Annotated in this window: 20 protein-coding genes; 8 read left to right on the forward strand and 12 right to left on the reverse strand. The window is 63.2% G+C overall.

What is annotated here, in order from left to right; all coding sequences use genetic code 11:
* Window positions 1–134: 134 nt before the first annotated feature.
* The 5 genes from YY7_RS0105925 to YY7_RS0105945 are packed head-to-tail and all read right to left on the reverse strand — an operon-like array spanning window position 135 to window position 5,172.
* A complete protein-coding gene (locus tag YY7_RS0105925; RefSeq protein WP_028162420.1) occupies window positions 135–1,295 on the reverse strand; it encodes an iron-containing alcohol dehydrogenase in 1,161 nt (386 codons plus the stop codon).
* Window positions 1,296–1,326: 31 nt separating this feature from the next.
* Window positions 1,327–2,103 carry an enoyl-CoA hydratase-related protein gene (locus YY7_RS0105930; RefSeq protein ID WP_028162421.1) on the reverse strand — a complete coding sequence of 259 codons (777 nt, stop codon included), beginning with the start codon at window positions 2,101–2,103 and terminating at the stop codon, window positions 1,327–1,329.
* Between the two features lie 21 nt (window positions 2,104–2,124).
* Window positions 2,125–2,862 (reverse strand): SDR family oxidoreductase, encoded by a 738-nt coding sequence (locus YY7_RS0105935; RefSeq protein WP_028162422.1) that lies wholly within the window; start codon window positions 2,860–2,862, stop codon window positions 2,125–2,127.
* Window positions 2,863–2,909: 47 nt separating this feature from the next.
* Window positions 2,910–4,466 carry a class I adenylate-forming enzyme family protein gene (locus YY7_RS0105940; protein WP_051396568.1) on the reverse strand — a complete coding sequence of 519 codons (1,557 nt, stop codon included), beginning with the start codon at window positions 4,464–4,466 and terminating at the stop codon, window positions 2,910–2,912.
* Between the two features lie 55 nt (window positions 4,467–4,521).
* Window positions 4,522–5,172 carry a 2-hydroxychromene-2-carboxylate isomerase gene (locus YY7_RS0105945; protein WP_028162424.1) on the reverse strand — a complete coding sequence of 217 codons (651 nt, stop codon included), beginning with the start codon at window positions 5,170–5,172 and terminating at the stop codon, window positions 4,522–4,524.
* Between the two features lie 192 nt (window positions 5,173–5,364).
* Here YY7_RS0105945 and YY7_RS0105950 point away from each other — a divergent pair, with 192 nt between their 5' ends.
* The 4 genes from YY7_RS0105950 to YY7_RS0105965 all read left to right on the forward strand — a co-directional run bounded on the left by YY7_RS0105950 (window position 5,365) and on the right by YY7_RS0105965 (window position 7,769).
* Window positions 5,365–5,880, forward strand: a complete 516-nt coding sequence (locus YY7_RS0105950) for a winged helix-turn-helix transcriptional regulator (RefSeq protein WP_028162425.1) — start codon at window positions 5,365–5,367, stop codon at window positions 5,878–5,880.
* Window positions 5,881–6,225: 345 nt separating this feature from the next.
* Window positions 6,226–6,609: a 50S ribosomal protein L21 gene (rplU, locus tag YY7_RS0105955; protein WP_028162426.1), complete on the forward strand. Its 384-nt coding sequence runs from the start codon at window positions 6,226–6,228 to the stop codon at window positions 6,607–6,609.
* A 123-nt stretch (window positions 6,610–6,732) separates the two neighbouring features.
* Window positions 6,733–7,005 carry a 50S ribosomal protein L27 gene (gene rpmA, locus YY7_RS0105960; protein ID WP_028162427.1) on the forward strand — a complete coding sequence of 91 codons (273 nt, stop codon included), beginning with the start codon at window positions 6,733–6,735 and terminating at the stop codon, window positions 7,003–7,005.
* Window positions 7,006–7,172: 167 nt separating this feature from the next.
* A complete protein-coding gene (locus YY7_RS0105965; protein WP_028162428.1) occupies window positions 7,173–7,769 on the forward strand; it encodes a GNAT family N-acetyltransferase in 597 nt (198 codons plus the stop codon).
* Between the two features lie 122 nt (window positions 7,770–7,891).
* On the opposite strand, the gene YY7_RS0105970 is transcribed toward YY7_RS0105965, so the two are convergent.
* On the reverse strand, window positions 7,892–8,806 hold the full coding sequence (locus tag YY7_RS0105970; RefSeq protein WP_028162429.1) for a DMT family transporter: 915 nt from the start codon (window positions 8,804–8,806) through the stop codon (window positions 7,892–7,894).
* A 213-nt stretch (window positions 8,807–9,019) separates the two neighbouring features.
* On the opposite strand from YY7_RS0105970, the gene YY7_RS0105975 reads away from it, so the two are divergent.
* Entirely contained in the window at window positions 9,020–9,499 is a 480-nt protein-coding gene (locus YY7_RS0105975) for a MaoC family dehydratase (protein WP_028162430.1), read from the forward strand.
* Here YY7_RS0105975 and YY7_RS0105980 read toward each other — a convergent pair.
* Window positions 9,496–10,032, reverse strand: coding sequence for a methylated-DNA--[protein]-cysteine S-methyltransferase (locus YY7_RS0105980; RefSeq protein WP_028162431.1), 537 nt, complete (start codon window positions 10,030–10,032; stop codon window positions 9,496–9,498). The genes YY7_RS0105975 and YY7_RS0105980 overlap by 4 nt on opposite strands.
* An 84-nt stretch (window positions 10,033–10,116) precedes the next feature.
* Between YY7_RS0105980 and YY7_RS0105985 the strand changes: the two genes are divergently transcribed.
* Both YY7_RS0105985 and YY7_RS0105990 read left to right on the forward strand, forming a co-directional pair.
* Window positions 10,117–10,479 carry a DUF1304 domain-containing protein gene (locus YY7_RS0105985; protein ID WP_028162432.1) on the forward strand — a complete coding sequence of 121 codons (363 nt, stop codon included), beginning with the start codon at window positions 10,117–10,119 and terminating at the stop codon, window positions 10,477–10,479.
* Window positions 10,480–10,647: 168 nt separating this feature from the next.
* Window positions 10,648–11,874, forward strand: coding sequence for an ABC transporter substrate-binding protein (locus tag YY7_RS0105990; RefSeq protein WP_028162433.1), 1,227 nt, complete (start codon window positions 10,648–10,650; stop codon window positions 11,872–11,874).
* A gap of 302 nt (window positions 11,875–12,176) precedes the next feature.
* Here the strand turns inward: YY7_RS0105990 and YY7_RS0105995 are convergent, their stop codons facing one another.
* Entirely contained in the window at window positions 12,177–12,602 is a 426-nt protein-coding gene (locus YY7_RS0105995; protein ID WP_028162434.1) for a DUF1330 domain-containing protein, read from the reverse strand.
* 160 nt (window positions 12,603–12,762) lie between these two features.
* Here YY7_RS0105995 and YY7_RS0106000 point away from each other — a divergent pair, with 160 nt between their 5' ends.
* Complete coding sequence (locus tag YY7_RS0106000; RefSeq protein ID WP_028162435.1) at window positions 12,763–15,006, forward strand: transglycosylase domain-containing protein; 2,244 nt, start codon at window positions 12,763–12,765, stop codon at window positions 15,004–15,006.
* A 169-nt stretch (window positions 15,007–15,175) separates the two neighbouring features.
* Here YY7_RS0106000 and YY7_RS0106005 read toward each other — a convergent pair whose 3' ends face one another.
* The 4 genes from YY7_RS0106005 to YY7_RS0106020 all read right to left on the reverse strand — a co-directional run bounded on the left by YY7_RS0106005 (window position 15,176) and on the right by YY7_RS0106020 (window position 19,278).
* Window positions 15,176–16,015, reverse strand: coding sequence for a M48 family metallopeptidase (locus YY7_RS0106005; protein ID WP_028162436.1), 840 nt, complete (start codon window positions 16,013–16,015; stop codon window positions 15,176–15,178).
* Window positions 16,016–16,213: 198 nt separating this feature from the next.
* The gene (locus YY7_RS0106010) at window positions 16,214–17,542 is read right to left on the reverse strand and encodes a polyhydroxyalkanoate depolymerase (RefSeq protein ID WP_028162437.1); all 1,329 of its coding nucleotides are present in this window, start codon (window positions 17,540–17,542) and stop codon (window positions 16,214–16,216) included.
* A 126-nt stretch (window positions 17,543–17,668) separates the two neighbouring features.
* Complete coding sequence (locus tag YY7_RS0106015; protein ID WP_028162438.1) at window positions 17,669–18,487, reverse strand: ABC transporter permease; 819 nt, start codon at window positions 18,485–18,487, stop codon at window positions 17,669–17,671.
* Window positions 18,484–19,278, reverse strand: coding sequence for an ABC transporter ATP-binding protein (locus tag YY7_RS0106020; RefSeq protein ID WP_051396558.1), 795 nt, complete (start codon window positions 19,276–19,278; stop codon window positions 18,484–18,486). The genes YY7_RS0106015 and YY7_RS0106020 overlap by 4 nt, the downstream gene beginning before the upstream one ends.
* Window positions 19,279–19,452: the final 174 nt, after the last annotated feature.

Consider the following 19,452-nt stretch of genomic DNA (forward strand, 5'->3'; position numbering starts at 1 on the left):
TCCTTGCCCCGGTTGGAACCCGGGGATAACGGCCTGGAACGGGTTTGGTTGCGCCCACGACGGCGGCTAGATCTTCTTGTTTGAGCATGATCTTTTCGGAAAACCGGATTCCACTTTTCCGGATCATGCTCTAATCAGGCCGCGAGCTGCAGGATCTTGACGACGTCGGCCGGCTCGCGGATCGGCTGCGGATTCGAGCGGGTGAAGATCGATAGCATCGCATTCTTGCCGATCAGCTCGAAGCGGTCCTCGCCCACCCCGACATCGGCCAGCCGCCGCGGCAGGCCGAGCCTGGCGATGAAGGCGGCGAAGGCCTCGCCGGCATCGAGCTCGGGCGCGCCAAGCGCTGCCGCGATCTTCTTCTGCGCCTGCTCGGTCGCGGGGCGATTGTAGCGCAGCACGCTCGGCATCATCACCGCCGTGCAGAAATAATGCGGCACATCACAGGTGCCGCCGAGCACATGGCCGATCGCGTGGCTCGCGCCCATCGGCACCCGCCCCTGCAGGCCGAACGCCGACATCCAGGAGCCCAACTGGCAATTGATGCGTGCCGCTTCGTCGTTCGGATCCTCCTTGGTGCGCAAGAGCCCGTCATGGAGATAGCGCAGGCCCTGCAGGCAGACGGCATCGACCAGCGCATTGCCGCGGATCGAGCAGATCGCCTCGATGCCGTGATCCATCGCGCGGGTACCGGAGCCGAGCCATAGCTTCTCCGGCGTGTAGCGCGTGATGGCGGGATCGAGGATGATGGTGCGCGGCATCATCATCGGATGATTGAAGATCTGCTTCAGCTTGCGCCGCGTGTCGGTGACCAGCGTGCCGGAATTGTATTCGCCGCCGGACAGCGTGCTCGGAATCGCGATCATCCGCACCTTCGGCGTGCGGAACGGACCGAAGCGGCGCTCGGGCGTGGTCTCGAAACCATCGAGCCCGGAAGGATCGAAGATCTCGTGCTCCATGCACATCAGCACGATCTTGGCCGCATCCACCACCGAACCGCCGCCGATCGCGACCACGAGATCGGCGCCGGCCTCCTTGGCCTGCTTTGCGGTCTGCACCACGACGTCGCGCGTGGTGTGCTGCGGAATGCCGTCGAAGGTCGCGGCATAACGATCGCCGAGAGCGGTGCGGATCTTCTCGATTTCGTCGGTCGTGCTGTTGAGCGTGCGGCTGACGATTAGATAGACGCGTTTGGCGCCGAGCCTTTCTGCTTCCTCGCGCAGCGCCTCAGCCGCGGGCTTGCCATAGATAACCGAGTCCATTGGGGGATATTGATAGCTGCCCGCGGCATGCATGTTCGTCTCCTTGTCTGGTGCGTATCAGACGTCAGGCCTGGAACTTGGTGAAGTCGGGTGGCCTGCGCTCGGCGAAGGCTGCAAAGGCTTCGCGCGCTTCTGGCGTCTTGAGGCGCTCCTTGAACAGGCTGCCTTCCTCGGCCATCCGCGCCGCGATCCGCTCATGGTCGCGCATCAACTGCTTGGTGAGGCTGAGCGAGCCGGCCGGCCGCTTGGTCAGCGCGATGGCTGCATCGCGCGCCTTCTTGCGCAGCTCCGCCTGTGGCACCACTGCATTCACGAGCCCGCAGGCCAGCGCCGCGGATGCCTCCATCGGCTCACCGAGCGCGAACATCGCGTAGGCCCGCGCATGGCCGATCCGAAGCGGCAACAGGAAGCTCGAGGCCGCTTCCGGCACCAGCGCGAGATTGACGAACGGCGTGATCAGCCGCGCATTGTCGGCGAGATAAACGAGGTCGCAATGCAACAGCATCGTGGTGCCGACGCCGACGGCATTGCCCTGCACAGCGGCAACCAGCGGCTTCTTGGCCTTGCCGATGGTGGCGATGAAGCGATGCGCTCCGCCCTCGATGGCGGAATTGTCGCCTTTGGACTGGCTAGCGAAATCGGCGAGGTCGTTGCCCGCCGTAAAGCTGTCGCCGTCGCCCTGGAACAGGATCACCCGGACCAAGCCATCGGTCTCGGCGCGATCGAGCGCATCCGACATGGCGTCATACATCGCCACGGTGAGCGCGTTCTTCTTCTCGGGACGCTGCAAGGTCACCGTCATCACGCCGTCGACGATCTCGGTCTTGACATGCTCGCTCATGATTTGTTCCCTACCTCGCCGTTACCACTTTTCGCCGAACGGGCGGATTTCCAATTCGAACGTCCAGGCGCTCTTCGGCTGCTGGTAGAGCTGCCAATAGGAGGCAGCGACGGAGGACGGCGGCATCAACAGATCGGGATTGTCGAGCGCGTTGGGGCCCAACGCTTCGATGCGCCGCTGCCGCACCCATTCGGTGTCGACGCCGGAGTCGATGATGAGATGGGCAACATGGATGTTCTTCGGCCCGAGCTCGCGCGCCATCGCCTGCGCGACCGCGCGCAGGCCGAACTTGGCGCTCGCGAAGGCCGCGTAGCCCGGCCCTCCGCGCAAGGATGCGGTGGCGCCGGTGAAGAAGATGTTGCCTTGGCCACGCGGCAGCATCAGCCGCGCCGCCTCGCGTCCGGCGAGGAAGCCGGAATAGCAGGCCATCTCCCAGACCTTGCGGAATACGCGCTCGGTGGTTTCCAGGATCGGGAAATTGACGTTGGCGCCGATGTTGAAGATGCAGACTTCGAGCGGCGCGTGCTTGTCGGCGTCGTTGAGGAAGGAGATGATCTCCTCCTCCTTCCGCGCGTCGAGCGAGCGGGCATGGATCTCGCCGCCGGCCGCCTCGATCTCCTTCACCAGCGGCTCGAGCTTGGCGCCATTGCGTCGTCCGGCGAAGATCGTGAATCCTTCGGACGCAAATTTCTTGGCGATCTCACCGCCGATATAATCGCCGGCCCCGATGACCGCCGCCGTCGCATTTCTCTTCTGCATTGGCCTCTCCCGACTGCTGATTGGAATAAATCGATCTCGCCGCGTGCTCAGGACGTGCGCAGCGACTCCGCCAGTTTGTGCTTCAATATCTTGCCCGTCGAGGTCGCCGGCAGCGCGTCGAGCAGGATGATCTCCGAGGGCCGCTTGTAGGAGGTGAGCTGCGGCGCGACATGGGCCATCAAGTCCTCCGCCGTCGCCTTCGAGCCCTGCAGCAGCTGGACGAACGCGACCACTTCCTCATTGCCCTCGACCGGCCGCCCCACCACGGCGCACTGCACCACGGCGTCGTGGGTCGAGAGCACCGCCTCGATCTCCGCCGGATAGACGTTGAAGCCGGAGCGGATGATCATCTCCTTGGTACGGCCGACGATATAGAGGCAGTCGCCCTCGAAACGCGCGAGATCGCCGGTGTTGAACCAGCCATCGGGATCGATCGCCTTCGCGGTGAGATCGGGCGCGCGGTAATAGCCGCGCATCACGTTGGCGCCGCGGACATGGAGCTCGCCGACCGCGCCGCTTGCGACCAGCTTGCCATCCCTGCCGACGATCCTGGCCTCGAGACCGGGCAGCAGCGTCCCGACGCCATGGTCGGCTCTCGGCGCCTCCGGACGGATGCCGGAAATCCCGGGCGAGCATTCGGTGATGCCGTAGCCGTTGAGCAAAGGCAGCCCGAGTTCCTGTTCGACCCGCGATTTCAGATCGAGGTCGAGCGGCGCGCCCGCGACCGAGATCAGGCGCAGCGCGCCGCGGTTCAGTTTCGAAAGACCTGACGTCCGCTTGTATTCGAGCAGGCGCTGATAGGTGGCGGGAACGCCGTTCAGGATCGTGATGCCTTCCTCCGCCATCGCCTGCACCAGCGCCGCCGGATCATACTTCGCGACCAGGCGGACCGTGGCGCCGGTCATCAGCGTCATCGTCAGTAGCGAGATCCCGACGATGTGCGAGATCGGCAGCACGCAATATTGCACGTCGTCCGACGTCATGTTGCGCAGCGCCGCGGTGGTCTGGGCGCTGAACAAGAGATTGCGGTGCGTCAGCATCACGCCTTTCGGCGTGCCCGTGGTGCCCGAGGTGTAGATCAGCACGGCGACCTGGCTGGCGCCGTCGGCCTCGACCGGCTCGGGCGAGGTCGCCTCGTTCAGCGCGGATACGCCGATGCCATAGAGCGGGCCGACATCCTCCACCGGTGCGCTATAACGCGCGGCATGCGCGGCCGCTTCCTTGGAAACGTCGGTGGTGAGGAAGACGCGGCGCGCGCCGCTGTGATCCCGGATCTGGTCCAGTTCGCGCGGCGATAGCCGCGGATTGACCACGATCGCCCAGGCATCGAGCCGGCTCGCGGCGAACAGAAGGCACGCGAGCGGGATCGCGTTCTCGCTGACGATCATGATGCGGTCGCCGGCGCGGATGCCGAGCGCACGCAGCGCGTCCGCGGTGCCGCCGATGGCGCGATCGAGTTCGCGGTAGGTCAGGCTGCCGCCGTCATCGATCAGCGCCGTGCGATCCGGCGTCGCCGCGACATGCCGGTCGATCACCTCGTGAATCCGGTTCGGCAGATTTGCCAGAATTTCGGCCGCCGGGGCCGCTCGCTCCAATATCGTCAACGACACCTCCCGCCTCCACGACCCTTGTTCCGGGCCTTGCTGTGAATTGGTTTGCTTAGGTTCCTGGCCGTCTCGCGCAGCCTTTCGCCGCCGCGAGCTGGGCGACGATCTCTTCCTCGACCTCGCGCAGGCGATCCTTGCCGAAGAACATCTCGTCGCCGACGAAGAAAGTCGGCGAGCCGAACTCGCCGCGCGCCACCGCGGCTTGCGTGTTCTCGATCAGCTTCTTCTTGACGTCGTCCTGCTGGATGCGCGCGAGCACGCGGTCGATATCGACACCGGAGGCGAGGAACGCGTCGCGGAAGACCTGCGGATCGTCCATCTTCTTCGGCTCGACCCACATGTGGTGGTAGGCCGCACGGAAATAGGGCTCGAACAATCCCTCGAATTCCGCGGCGATCACGCCGCGCATCAGCATCAACGTGTTCACCGGGAAGAACGGGTTCGACTTGAATTTCGTGATGTGGTGGCGCCGCAGGAAGCGCTCGGTTTCCAGTGCGTTGTATTCGGCCTTGTTCTTGATCCCGCGCAGCGAGTCGAACGGCGACATGTTGCCGGTCGCCTTGTAGACGCCGCCGAGCAGCACCGGGACGTAGTCGAACTTCACGCCGGTGCGCTTTTCAATTCCCGGCAGGACCAGCTCGGCGAGATAGGCGTTCGGGCTGCCGAAATCGAAATGAAACTCGACTTTGAGCGGAGCAGCCATCGATTGCCTTTCCTTGGCTAGGCCGGCCCGTCGCCGCCATCGGTTGCGACCTCGGCTTTAAAGTTCTATTTTAGAACTGTCAATAGCGGATTGGGCTCTGCGGTAACGGTCGGCGCACAAACGGTTGAACGCGCCTCAGTGCCGAATTAGAATGAATCTTGCTTCGCGGACTGCAGGTGACTGGAGACATTGATGAAATGGGATACGCTTGAAGAGGAGCCGTGCTCGCTGGCCCGCACGGTGGCCGTGATCGGCGACCGCTGGAGTCTCCTGATCCTGCGCGAGTGCTTTCTTCGCAAGCGGAGGTTCGAGGCGTTTCAGTCTTCGCTGGGCATCACCCGCCATCTGCTCGCCGAGCGGCTGAAGAAGCTGGTGCGCTTCGGCGTGCTGCGCCGGATCCCGTACCAGGAATCGCCGAAGCGCTACGAATATATCCTGACGCAGAAGGGCCTCGACCTCTATCCGATCATCATGTCGATCGTGCACTGGGGCAACATCCACATGGTCGACTCGCGCGGCCGACCGATGCTGCATCAGCACAAGAACTGCGGACACATGTTCGACCCGGTGATGGTCTGCTCGGAATGCGGCGAGCCGCTGTCGGCCAAGGCCGTCCATGTGCATCCGGGCCCCGGCGCCCGCCAGACCTCGCCGGTGCACGCCATGGCGGCGGATGATCCGAAGGCGAAGACCAAGACCGGGACGTGACTGGGGCGCGGTAGCCCGCGTGGAGCGGAACGCGCAACCCGGGGCCGATGGATGACCCGGGTTGCGCTGCGCTCCACCCGGGCTACGCGCCGGGAAGTGAGCTCAAGCGGCCTAAAATCGCTCCAAATCCTTCAATTTGGGCGGGTTTTCGGCCCGTTTGCCTTGACTCCTGGCGCTTGGCAGCTATAACGGCGCCCAATCCGGCGTGGGATTTCTCGCGCCGCTTGTTTTTGTGCGAATTCCGGGGCAGGTCCCCGTCGCGCGAAAATCGTAACCCATAGCGACTGAACAAGAAGCCGCCCGGGGTTTCCCCGAGGACGGGATCGAACACGAAGGAATTAAACGATGTTCGCAGTCATCAAAACCGGCGGCCGGCAGTACCGCGTCGTTCCGGATGATGTTCTCGAGATTGGCAAGATCGCCGGCGATGTCGGCACGATCGTGCAACTTGGCGAAGTTCTGGTGGTCGGCGGTGAAACGCCGGTCCTGGGCGCGCCGACGGTGGCAGGTGCTTCGGTGGCGGCCGAGGTGCTGCAGCACAAGCGCGGTCCGAAGGTAATCGCGTTCAAGAAGCGCCGCCGCAAGAATTCCCGTCGCAAGCGCGGCTATCGCGATGAACTGACGGTGCTGAGGATCACCGAGATCCTGACCGACAACGCGAAGCCGACGATCGGCCCGCGGCCGAAGAAGGAAAAGGTTGCTGCAGCGCCCACTGAGGATGCCGCATAAGCCTTCAAAAACGCGGCGTTAGAGAAATGTGATCGTCACGTCTCAAAAGTTGAAACGTGACAAAAAGTGAAATGATTCCGTCAAGGAATTGATCTAGAGAATTACTGCAGTTGGAGACGAGCTATGGCTCACAAAAAAGCAGGCGGTTCATCGCGAAACGGACGTGATTCCAAGGGCAAGCGCCTTGGCATCAAAGCGTTCGGTGGCGAGCTCGTGATTCCCGGTAATATCATCGCGCGTCAGCGCGGCACCACCTGGCATCCGGGCCTTAATGTCGGCATGGGAACCGATCATACCCTATTCGCCAAAGTTGAAGGTCGTGTGGAGTTCCGCGCCAAAGGCAATGGCCGCACCTTCGTATCGGTAATTCCGGTGCTCGAGGCTGCAGCCGAATAGACGGTGGACGATATGAGTCCGCCGGATCCTGTTGAACCGGCGGGGCTCTAAGTGGCTCCAGGGGAGGCGGGATACCGGCCTCCCCTTTTCTGTTGCGCGTGTCCCATGTGGGGCCACGCGCAAGGATCGAAGCGTAGCGTACCGTTGTCGCATCACAGGAGCCCGACATGCTGCAGGATATCCCGACCCCAATGTTACGCGAGTCGAGAGGTTGCGTCCTCGAGACCGAACGGCTGACCTTGCGCAAGCCGACGCTCGCGGACGTAAAAGCAATTGCGCATCTCGCCAATGATCGTCGCATTGCAGAGAACACCCGCCGCCTGCCGCATCCTTATCTGAACGAGCATGCGGTCGAATTCGTGCGTGCGACTGCCGGGGGAGGCGGCGAGACCGTGTTCCTGATCGAGACCAGCTCCGCGCCGATAGGCGTGGTCGGCATCGACTGGCGCGAGCCTGATACTCCGGAGCTCGGCTACTGGCTCGGCGTCGAACATTGGGGCCAGGGCTTTGGCACCGAGGCCGCGCGCGCCACGATCGACTACTTCTTCGAGGAGTTCGGCCACGACTACCTGTTCTCCGGCGCCCGCGTCGCCAACCCGTCGTCGCGCAACATCCTGGAGAAATGCGGCTTCCAGTGGAGCGGCGTCGAGCTGCACCGCTTCGAAGCGCTCGGCTCCTCCACCCCGGTCGACTGCTTCCGCCTGTCGCGCAGCGTCTGGTCGTCGCTGAGGCGCTGGGGCTCATCGATGCGAAGGGATCGATAGCAGAGAAGACCGCGTAGGGTCTCGCCGCAAACAACACCCGTCGTCCCCGCGAAAGCGGGGACCCATAACCACCGGAAGTTGTTGAGGCGCGAGCAAGCAGAAACTGCGCAGCGTCGTTGAAGCTACACCGGCGGGCTCACCACCGGCTCTTCCCGCCCCAGCTTCTGCTCGCGCAGGAAGATGTAGAGCCCGGCGGCGATGATGATCGCGGCCCCGACGATTGTGGCCCAGGACGGCACGTCACCCCACACGACGAAGCCGAAGATCACCGCCCAGACGATCATCGAATATTGGTAGGGCACCACCACGCTTGCCGGCGCCAGCTTCAGCGAGCGATTGACACAGAACAGCGCCGCGACCGAGATCAGCCCGGCGACGAAGAAGAGAGCAAGGCTGCCGGCATCCGGCGTCACCCAGCCGAACGGCGACAGCACGACGCCGAGCAGGAACGTGCCGCAGAACTGCGACGAGGTCAGCACGATATCGGGTGTTGCGCGCAGCGAGCGCGTGATCAGCATCAGGACCGCGAACGACATGCTGCCGCCGAGCGCAATCATCGCCGGCAAGCTCACGGTTTGCGCTGATGGCCTGAGCGCGATCAATACGCCGCAGAAGCCGACCAGGATCGCGCTCCAGCGCCGCCAGCCGATCCGCTCGCCGAGCACCAGACCCGACAGCGCGGTGACGAAGATCGGGCCGGCAAGATAATAGGTGATGACGTCGGCGAGCGGCAGGTAGACGGTCGCAAGGAAGAAGGCGGCAACCTCGAGCGTTGACAGTATCACCCGCAGCAATTGCAGCCAGGGACGCTCGATAGGGAAGAACTTCGCACGCTGCTTCCAGATGATCGGCAGCAGCACCACCAGTGCCGCACAGGCGCGCAGCCACAACAACTGTCCGACCGAATAGGTCGCGACAAGGAATTTCCCCATCGCATCGCCGAACGAGAACATGAAGATCGACAGCAGCATCAGCCCGATGCCGGCAAGCCGGGCGGAGCGATCATCATAGGCGGAGAGTTTTGCGAACAGGGTCATGGATGGCTGGGATGCTTCTCGTCATGGCGGGATTAGAGCATGATCCGGAAAAGTGTGAGGCGGTTTTCCGAAAAGATCATGCTCAAACAATAACCTAAAGCGCGATGATGCTTCATCCTCATCTCATCGCGCTTTAGGCGGAATCGATTGCCGCATCAACATTGCTGCGATACCGGTACATCACAAAACAATTCTGCCGAGGAAAGCCCTGATATGACCGACTTCGACCCCGCCCAACACCGCATGGTGCAAGCACAGCGCTGGTTCGAAGATTTCACCCTCGGCGAGCGCTTTGTGATCCCGAGCCGGACCCAGACCGAGGCGGTGTTCGCGGCGTTCCAGACCGCCAGCGGCGACACCCATCCGATCCACTATGACGTCGAATATTGCCGTGCCCGCGGCATGCCGCACCTGCTCGCGCACGGCTTTCAGACCCTGATCCACACCGCACCCGGCGCCGGGCTGTTTCCGTTCATCGTCGAGGAATCCATGATCGGCTTTCTCGAACAGTCGAGCCGCTTCTTGAAGCCGGTCTATGCCGGCGACACCATCTATCCCGCGCTCGAAGTGACCGAGCTTGTGCCCGGCCGCACCACCGGCGTCGTGACGTTGCGCTCCACCGTGTTCAACCAGCGCCGGGAATTGGTGCTCGAAGGCATGCAGAAGTTCTTGATCCGGCGACGGCCAGCCTAAAGCGAAACGCCTTCGTGCGCGAGCAGCCAGCGCTTGCGCTCCAACCCGCCGCCATATTTGACCAGCGCGCCATTGGCACCGATCAGGCGATGACAGGGCAGCACGACGCTGATCGGGTTGGAGCCGTTGGCATGACCGACAGCGCGCTGCGCGTTGGGCGCACCGAGCTTTGCCGCCATCGCGCCATAGCTCATCGTCGTGCCCACGGGGATCTTCGCCAGCGCGGTCCAGACCTTGTTTTGGAACGCCGTGCCCGCGACGCGCCACTGGATGCCGCCGAGGCGATCGAGATCGCCCTTGAAATATTCGGACAGCGCGGCGCGGATGTCCTTCGGCGCACGCGCCTGTTTCAAGACCACGGCGCCATAGCGCAGGCGCAGCAGCTCGTTCATGCGCGCCTCATAGTCCTCCCAATCCAGCGCGCGGAGCACGCCGTCGTCATCGGTGACCAGCAACGCCACGCCGATCGGCGTTTCCAGCCGATCCAGGCCGAACGTTGTGGCCGGCTTCGTCAGTTTGTCGCGTACAGGCATTGTCGTTCCAGACATCGATGAACAGTCGCATCTTCGATCCGTCGCGTGCTACCGTCCACCCGGTTTCCGGGGACGGGGGACAAGATGTTCTGGATCGCAAACCTCTTGGTCGCGGTGGTGGCCGCGCCGCACATCTACTTCCTGATCCTGGAGATGTTTCTCTGGACCAAGCCGCTCGGCCTGAAGACGTTTCGCAACTCGATCGAGAAGGCCACCGATTCGGCGGTGCTCGCCGCAAACCAGGGCCTCTATAACGGCTTCCTCGCGGCTGGCCTGATCTGGGGCCTGCTTCACGCCAGCCCGGGCTTCGCGTTTCAGATCAAGACATTCTTCCTGCTCTGCGTAATCGTTGCCGGCGTCTATGGCGCAGCAACCGTCAGCCGCCGGATCCTCTATGTGCAGGCGGCTCCTGCTGCGCTCGCGCTGATTCTGCTCTGGCTTGCGTAACCAGCACCCTACTTTGGTCGACTGATATCGCTCGGCTTTTCGGCGCGACGCCACCTTGCATTGCACCAGGGGTTCCTCCACTATTACCGGCAGCGATGGCATCCGGCGGGTTTTGAAGTCCGGCGGAGAAGATCATCGGCACAATCACAACACATGAGGAAACTGCGAATGAGGAACGGGTTTTTGCATCTGGTCACAGGGACGGCGCTGGCATTCGCGCTGTCGGTTTCCGCGGCCAATGCCCAGAAGAAATACGACCCCGGCGCCAGCGACACCGAGATCAAGGTCGGCCAGACCGTGCCGTTCTCCGGACCTGCATCGGCCTATGCCTCGATCGGCAAGACCCAGACCGCCTATATGAAGATGATCAACGATCAGGGCGGCGTAAACGGACGCAAGATCAACCTGATCCAATACGACGACGCCTACTCGCCGCCGAAGGCCGTCGAGCAGGCGCGCAAGCTGGTCGAAAGCGACGAGGTGCTTCTGACCTTCCAGATCGTCGGCACGCCATCCAATGCCGCGGTCCAGAAATATCTCAACTCCAAGAAGGTGCCGCAGCTTTTCGCGGCGACCGGCGCCTCGAAGTTCACCGACCCGAAGAATTTCCCGTGGACGATGGGCTTCAATCCGAACTACTTCGTCGAGGGCCGCATCTACGGCCAGTACATTCTGAAGAACCATCCGAACGCCAAGGTCGGCATCCTCTATCAGAACGACGACCTCGGCAAAGACTACCTGAACGGCATCAAGGCCGGCCTCGGCGACAAGGCGGCCAGCATGGTGGTGGCGGAAGCCTCCTACGAGGTCTCAGATCCGACCGTGGATTCGCAGATCCTCAAGATCAAGGACGCCGGTGCGGACCTGTTCTTCAGCGCCACCACGCCGAAGCAGGCGGCGCAGGCGATCAAGAAGATCGCCGAACTCGGCTGGAAGCCAGTGCAGATCGTCGACATCAACGCGACCTCCGTCGGCGCGGTGATGAAGCCCGCCGGCCTCGAGGCGGCCAAGGGCGTGATCAGCGTCAACTACGGCAAGGATCCGCTCGATCCGACCTGGAAGGATGATGCCGGCATGAAGAAGTATTTCGAGTTCATGGCCAAGTACTATCCGGAAGGCGACAAGGACTCGAACTTCAACACCTACGGCTACTCGACCGCGCAGCTTCTGATCCATGTACTCAAGGAGTGCGGCGATAATCTCACGCGCGAGAACGTGATGAAGCAGGCCGCCAGCCTGAAGAACGTGCAGCTCGACCTCTCGCTGCCCGGCATCGTCGCCAACACCTCGCCGACCGATTACCGCGTCAACAAGCAGCTCCAGATGATGCGCTTTAACGGCGAGCGCTGGGAGCTGTTCGGCCCGATCCTCGAGGACGTCGGCCCGGCGGGTTAGTGGGGCGGCTTATGGAAGACACGATCGGCGGCCTCCGGGCCGCCGATTTGTTTTATGCGTCGCTGCGCTGCTTGACCCTGAGGAGCGCGCAGCGCGTCTCCGGACGATGCTTCGCATCGCTCGGAGAACCATGAGGCCCCGCCGGTGGCCTCGCCCTTCGAGACGGTCGCTTCGCGACCTCCTCAGGGGATAGGGCGGAGCACGCTGCCCCATCCGTCATTGCGAGCGCAAGCGAAGCAATCCATCTCTCCACTCGCGGAGGCATGGATTGCTTCGCTCCGCTCGCAATGACGGGAAAAAGCCTACTTCGGAATCTCCCCGAACGTCTTGCCCACCGGCAACACGGCATGCCTGATCAATCGCGAATCCTCCACCGCGGCCTGGCGGTGCTTCACCGCTTCGCGATAGACGGGATCGCGGATCATTTCGACGAAGGCGGCGACGCTTGGATATTCGGCGATGAAGCTATGATCCCAGCGTTCGGCCTCGGGCCCGATCAGCATCAATTCGAAGCGGCCCTGCCAGACGATGCGGCCGCCGAGCCGCTCGAACACCGGCCCGCTCTCGCGGCCATAGGCCGCATAGGCTTCGGCGCCGGTCACCCTGCGGCCGTCGGGATAGGCGGCCCATTCGCGCAGGCGGACCAGATTGAGCATGTGGATCGGCCCCGGCCGATCACTCTCCCTGAACTGCGCGAAGACTTCCTTGGTCGGATCGATATGGCCCATGCGTCGCTCCTTTCTTTGTTTGGCGCGTTTTCTATGCCTGGTTCCCCAATCCTTACCACGCGCCGCCTCACCTCCTAATCCCGCGTTAAGCTTTGCGTAACCGGGCCTTAAACCGGAAACGCTAGCGTGCGGCGGAACGTGGTGTGAGCAGCGTTTGTGGATGGCGTGGGGAAAGAAAAAGAGCGGCGGGCGCAAGGAGCCGCTATTCGGGCTTCCGGCCGCGCTCGCCGATTTGCGGCTCTCGCCGGCCGACCGCATCCCCAATCCCGAAGACAGACCGAAGAAATCCGCCAAGCGCAGCAGCAGCGGCAGCAGCGGCAGCAGTGACCCCGGCGCGGAACCGCCGCGCGAGCGCAAGTCTGCCCCGAGTGGCGGGAAACGGCGGAAATCGCGCGGCGGCTTTTCGATCGGCCGCCTGTTCTATTGGGGCGTGGTGCTCGGCCTGTGGGCGGCGATTGCGGTTATCGGCGTCGTGGTCTGGGTCGGCGCGCATCTGCCGCCGATCCAATCGCTCGAAATCCCGAAGCGCCCGCCGACGATCCAGATCGTCGGCATGGACGGCAGCGTGCTGGCGCAGCGCGGCGAAATGGCCGGCGCCAATGTCGCGCTGAAGGACCTGCCGCCATACCTGCCGAAAGCCTTCATCGCCATCGAGGATCGCCGCTTCTACTCGCATTACGGTGTCGACCCGATCGGCATCGCGCGCGCAGCGGTGACCAATCTCCTGCGTCGCGGCGTGTCGCAGGGCGGCTCGACGCTGACGCAGCAGCTCGCCAAGAATCTGTTCCTCACCCAGGAGCGCACCATGCAGCGCAAGCTGCAGGAGGCCGAGCTCGCGATCTGGCTGGAGCGCAAGCATTCCAAGAACGAGATCTTGGAGCTCTATCTCAACCGCGTCTATTTCGGCTCCGGCGCCTACGGCGTGGAGGCCGCGGCGCAACGCTATTTCGGCAAATCCGCCAAGAACGTGACATTGGCGGAAGCTGCGATGCTTGCAGGCCTCGTCAAATCGCCGTCGCGGCTGGCGCCGAACCGCAATCCTGAAGGCGCCGAGCAGCGCGCGCAGGTCGTGCTGTCGGCGATGGCGGACGCCAAGTTCATCACCGAGACCCAGGCGCAGGCCTCGATTGGCCATCCTTCCTACAACGTGAAGCCCGCCGGCGCCGGCACCGTGAACTATGTCGCCGACTGGATCGGCGAAGTGCTCGACGACCTCGTCGGCCAGATCGACCAGAACATCACGGTCGAGACCACGATCGATCCGAAGCTGCAGAACGTCGCCGAAGCCGCCATCATCGACGAGCTCGCCGCCAAGAGCGTGAAGTTCAACGTCACCCAGGGCGCGCTGGTGGCGATGACGCCCGAGGGCGCGGTGCGCGCCATGGTGGGCGGACGAAACTATGCCGAGAGCCAGTACAACCGCGCGGTGACCGCGAAGCGCCAGCCCGGCTCGGCCTTCAAGCCGTTCGTCTATCTCACCGCGGTTGAGGCCGGGCTGACGCCCGAGACGATCCGCACCGATGCGCCGCTCGATATCAAGGGCTGGAAGCCGGAGAACTACACCCACGAATATTTCGGCTCGGTGACGCTGACGCAGGCGCTGGCGATGTCGCTGAACACGGTCGCGGTCAGGCTCGGGCTCGAGGTCGGGCCGAAGAACGTGGTGCGGACCGCACACCGGCTCGGCATCTCCTCCAAGCTCGACGCCAACCCCTCGATCGCGCTCGGCACCTCCGAGGTCTCGGTGATCGAGCTGGTTGGCGCCTACGCGCCCTTTGCCAATGGCGGCACCGCCGTCTCGCCGCATGTGGTGACGAGGATCCGCACCGATAAAGGCAAGCTGCTCTACGTCCGCCCGGCCGACCCGCTCGCCCGGGTGGTCGAGCCGCGTTATGTCGCGATGATGAACGCGATGATGATGGAGACGCTGATTTCCGGCACCGCGCGCAAGGCCGAAATTCCCGGCTGGACCGCGGCCGGCAAGACCGGCACCAGCCAGGATTTCCGCGATGCCTGGTTCATCGGCTACACCGCCAATCTCGTCACCGGCGTCTGGCTCGGCAACGACGACAATTCGCCCACCAAGAAGGCGACCGGCGGTGGACTGCCGGTGGAGGTGTGGAGCCGCTTCATGCGCACGGCGCATCAGGGCGTGCCGGTCGCGAGCCTGCCGAATTCGCAAGTCGGCTGGGCGCTGTCGAACCTGGTGCAGGCCTCCTCGCAGATCAGCGCGCCATCACCGCAGTCACTCGCGCCACCCGCACCCGTTCCATCCGCCGGTCAGTATCGCCCGCCAACGCCGGCGCCGACGCGCGCGTCCGCGCCCCCCAACCCCAACGCGCGTCCGGAAGCTGCGGCAGGATTGGACGGTTGGTTGGTCGATCGCCTGTTCGGCGGGCGTTGATTGGTTTGCGCTGCCAGCTATTCCACGTCGTCCCGGCGAAGGCCGGGACCCATACCGCGTGATGCCTCAATAAGGCTTCAGCGGCAGTCGCCTTCCGCAAAACTGCTCCCTGTGGTTATGGGTCCCGGGTCAAGCCCGGGACGACAGCGGAGCGGCGCGAGAGCACCCCTTAATCCTCGATCCCGTAGCGGTGCAGGTCGTTGCCGTGGGTGTCGAGCCAGGTCTTGGCGCGATCCACCGACGAGCAGATCCGGCCCACGGTCTTCCAGAACCGCAGCGAGTGATTCATCTCGACCAAATGCGAGACTTCATGCGCGGCGAGATAGTCGAGCACGTAGGGCGGCGCGAGGATCAGGCGCCAGGAGAACGACAGCGATCCGTGCGAGGTGCAGGAGCCCCAGCGGCTCGATTGATCGCGGATCGAGACACGGCGCACGCGCACACCGAGTTCCGCCGCATACGCCAAGGAAGCCTTGTGCAAATCCTTGCGCGCTTCGCGCTTGAGGAAGTCGTGCACGCGGCGGTCCATGTGCTCCAGCTCGCCGGCCACGCACAAAATCCTTTCGCCGCTGTCACGGATCTCGGTCCACACCGTGCCGCGCTCGCCGGCGCGATGCACGAGCCGATGCGGCACGCCGCGCAGCGGCACCACTGTGCCGGGTTGGAACGGTGCCGCCTTCGGCAGACGACCGAGACGCGCGGCGATCCAGCCGCCATGAAGCTGCGCGAAGTCGCGCGCGTCGGCGATGGTGCCGCGCGGCGGCATCGTGAGGATCGCTTCGCGGTCAGTTGGATGAATGCGAAGCGTGTAGCGACGCGCGCGCCTATGCCGCCGTAGCCTGATCGCGAAATATTGGGAGCCGTGCTTGATGAGAAGAGTCGAGGGTTCGGCGGGCCGCCGATAGAGAAGCGCGCGAGTAGCCATTTCTGAGAGTCCGGGGAGGAGGAGTTCGCCCGGATTCTGCCATATCCGCCGCCAGGGAAATCGCTCGGCGCAAAAACAAATCATTTGCCCAATATACAGAGGCTGCCCGTGGTTTGACCCCCATATCGTGGGGTCGGAACCCGAAAAATTTGGGCCGACCCGGCCCGAAATCACCCCCCAAGGAACGAGTCAAAACTCATTCCTTGAGTGATCGCCGAATCCGGATTCTTTTAATCAATTCAGCGACTTACAAACCCACCCAAAACGGGCTCGATCACGCCGCTATTCAGCGGCTGCGACCAAGGAAAGCCGTGTATTCGCCGACGAAACCATGAAATCGGAGATGCGCGGCACGATTTCAGCGCGGAAACGCGAACCGTTGAACACACCATAGTGTCCGACGCCCTTCTGCACGTAATGCACGCGGCGGTGATCGGGAATCGACGTGCACAAAGCATGCGTCGCTTCGGTCTGGCCAAGGCCGGAGATGTCGTCCTTCTCGCCTTCCACCGTCATCAACGCAACGCGCCTGATCTTGGAGGGAACGACCAGCTCGCCACGATGGGTCATCTCGCCCTTCGGCAGCGCGTGCTTGACGAAGACGAGGTCGACCGTCTGCAGATAATACTCGGCGGTCAGGTCCATCACCGCGAGATATTCGTCATAGAATTCGCGATGCTTGTCGACGAGATCGCCGTCGCCCTTCACCAGATTGGCGAACAGCGCCTTGTGCGCATCCATGTGGCGGTCGAGATTCATGCTGATGAAGCCGTTGAGCTGCAGGAATCCCGGATAGACGTCGCGCATCATGCCAGGATGCGGGAACGGCACCTTGGTGATGACATTGTTGCGGAACCATTCGATGCCGCGTTCGGCGGCGAGGTTGTTGACCGCAGTCGGATTGCGGCGGGTGTCGATCGGGCCGCCCATCAGCGTCATCGACAGCGGCACGAAGGGATCGCGCCGCGCTTCCATGAGCGAGACCGCGACCACCACGGGCACCGAAGGCTGGCAGACCGCGATGACATGCATGTTGCCGCCGAGCGCATGCAGCATCTCGATGAGGTAATCGACATAGTCATCGAGATCGAAGCGGCCTTCGGACAGCGGCACCATGCGCGCATCGGCCCAATCGGTGATATAGACCTCATGGGTCGGCAGGAAAGCTTCGACCGTGCCACGCAGCAGCGTCGCGTAATGGCCGGACATCGGCGCCACGATCAGCACGCGCGGCTGGGGGCTGCGCAGCGGCCGGGTCAGCTTGCGATCGAAATAGAGCAGCCGGCAGAACGGCTTTTCCCAGACCGCGCGGACTTCAACCGCCGTACGCACGCCGTTGACCTCGGTCTCGTCGAGGCCCCATTCCGGCTTGCCGTAGCGGCGGGTGGTGCGCTCGAACAATTCGCAGGCAGCGGCGACGGATTTGCCGACTTCGGTATGCGTCCACGGATTGAGCGGATTCTGAAACAGGATCTTGGTGGCGTCAGTCACCGCGCGCGCCGGGTTCAGCGACGAATGCGCCATCTCGTACATCCAGTACAGTGGCGTCGTGAGCGCCGGACTGCCTTCGGCCGCCAGCGGCGGTGCGCCGCCAAATTCACCAATCGGCATTTGCTTCAAAATCCTTGTTTGCGACGCAGCATACTGTCGAATGCGTAATAATGCGTCAATGCACCGATCGGTCCATTTAAGGCGCCAAAAGCCTTAACTAAGCGAAAATCCACGAGAAAGTGATGGTTATTCACCGCTGCTGAGCAGCGAGCTGTTGCGTTTGGCGCTGCGCAAAAGGGCAAGAAAGATCGAAAATGACGCGACAAGCAGCACCGCGTTGATGACGAGGGCGTCGACCATCAGCTCGGTGCGGAAGACGTGGTCGATCAAGAGCGCCCGCATGCCTTCGAACACATAGGTCGGCGGCAGCATCCAGGCGACGACCTGCAGCCAGGGCGGCAAGACGCTGACGGGATAATAGATGCAGGCAAGCGGCATCAGCGCGAACATCAGCGTCCAGACGATGCTCTCCGCGCCGAGCCCGTTCCGCAGCACGAGGCCGGAGGCGAAAATGCCGACCGACCAGCTCGTGAAGATCAGGTTGCAGAAGAAGGCGATCAGCGGCAGGCCAATGGCGTAGAAGTTGAACCCGAAGAAGAACAGCGCCAGCAGCGTCATCGGAATGACGCCGATGGCGAGGCGGATCAGGCTCATGATCATCAGCGAGATCAGGAACTCGATCGGCTTCAGCGGACTCATCATGAGATTGCCGAGGTTGCGCGCCCACATCTCCTCAAGGAACGAGATCGAAAAGCCGAGCTGGCCGCGGAACAGGATGTCCCACAGGATGACCGCGCCGATCAGGGTGCCGCCGGCCTGCGCAAAGAAGCCCGAGGTCTGCGAAATGTAGTTCTGCAGGAAACCCCAAGTGATGATCTGCAGCGCCGGCCAATAGACCAGTTCCAATAGTCGCGGCCAGGACGACAGCAACAGGTACCAATAGCGCAGCACCATCGCGTTGATGCGGTTGAGCGACAGCCCGCGATGGACAGCAATCTCGCTCATGTCGCGCTCTCCCGGGTGCGGCCGCGGGCGACGTCCAGGAACACCTCTTCCAGTGTGTCGCGGTTGTAGCGGGCCATGATCCGATCGGGACTGTCGTCATCCTCGATCTTGCCGCGCTTCATGATGATGACGCGGTCGCACAGCCGCTCCACCTCCAGCATGTTGTGCGAGGCGAGCAGGATCGTCGCGTTATGGCTCTTGCGGTAGTTCTCCAGGTGCTGCCGCACCCAATCGGCGGTATCGGGATCGAGCGAGGCGGTCGGCTCGTCCAGCAGCAACAGGTCAGGTTCGTTGATCAGTGCCTTGGCGAGCGCCACGCGCGTCTTCTGGCCGGCGGACAGCTTGCCGTTGGCGCGGTCGATGAAGTCGCGCAGATCGAGGTCGGAGGCGAGCCGATCGATCCGCTCTGTGAGATTCGGCACGGCATAGAGCCGGCCGAAGATCGTGAGATTCTGGCGCACGGTGAGCCGCATCGGCATGTCGACATAGGGGCTCTCAAAATTCATCCGCCCGAGCACCTCGGCGCTCTGCTCGGGCATCGGAAAGCCCAGCACATGGATGCGGCCGGAGGTCGGCAGCACCAGGCCCATGATCATGGCGATCGTCGTGGTCTTGCCGGCGCCATTGCCGCCGAGCAGCCCGGTGATGCTGCCGCGCGCGATTCGGAACGAGACATCGTCGACCGCGCGGGTGGCCTTGTAGACCTTCACCAGATGCGCGACATCGATCGCGGCCGAAGCTACGGGATCGGAAGCTGGCGGCTTACGCGACATTGTCTGTTCGATGTTCATTCAACCCGTTTCATTGAGGCATCACGTCCCCGAGCGCAAGGAGCTCGTCATGCCCGGGCTTGTCCCGGGCATCCACGTCTTACTCTCCCTCGGCGGCAAGAACGTGGATGGCCGGGACCCGGCTACGCCAAGGCTTCGCCGGGCACTCTAGTGTCAGTCCGGCGAAGCGATCGC

The sequence above is a fragment of the Bradyrhizobium elkanii WSM2783 genome (assembly GCF_000472865.1).
Lineage (GTDB): Bacteria > Pseudomonadota > Alphaproteobacteria > Rhizobiales > Xanthobacteraceae > Bradyrhizobium > Bradyrhizobium elkanii_A.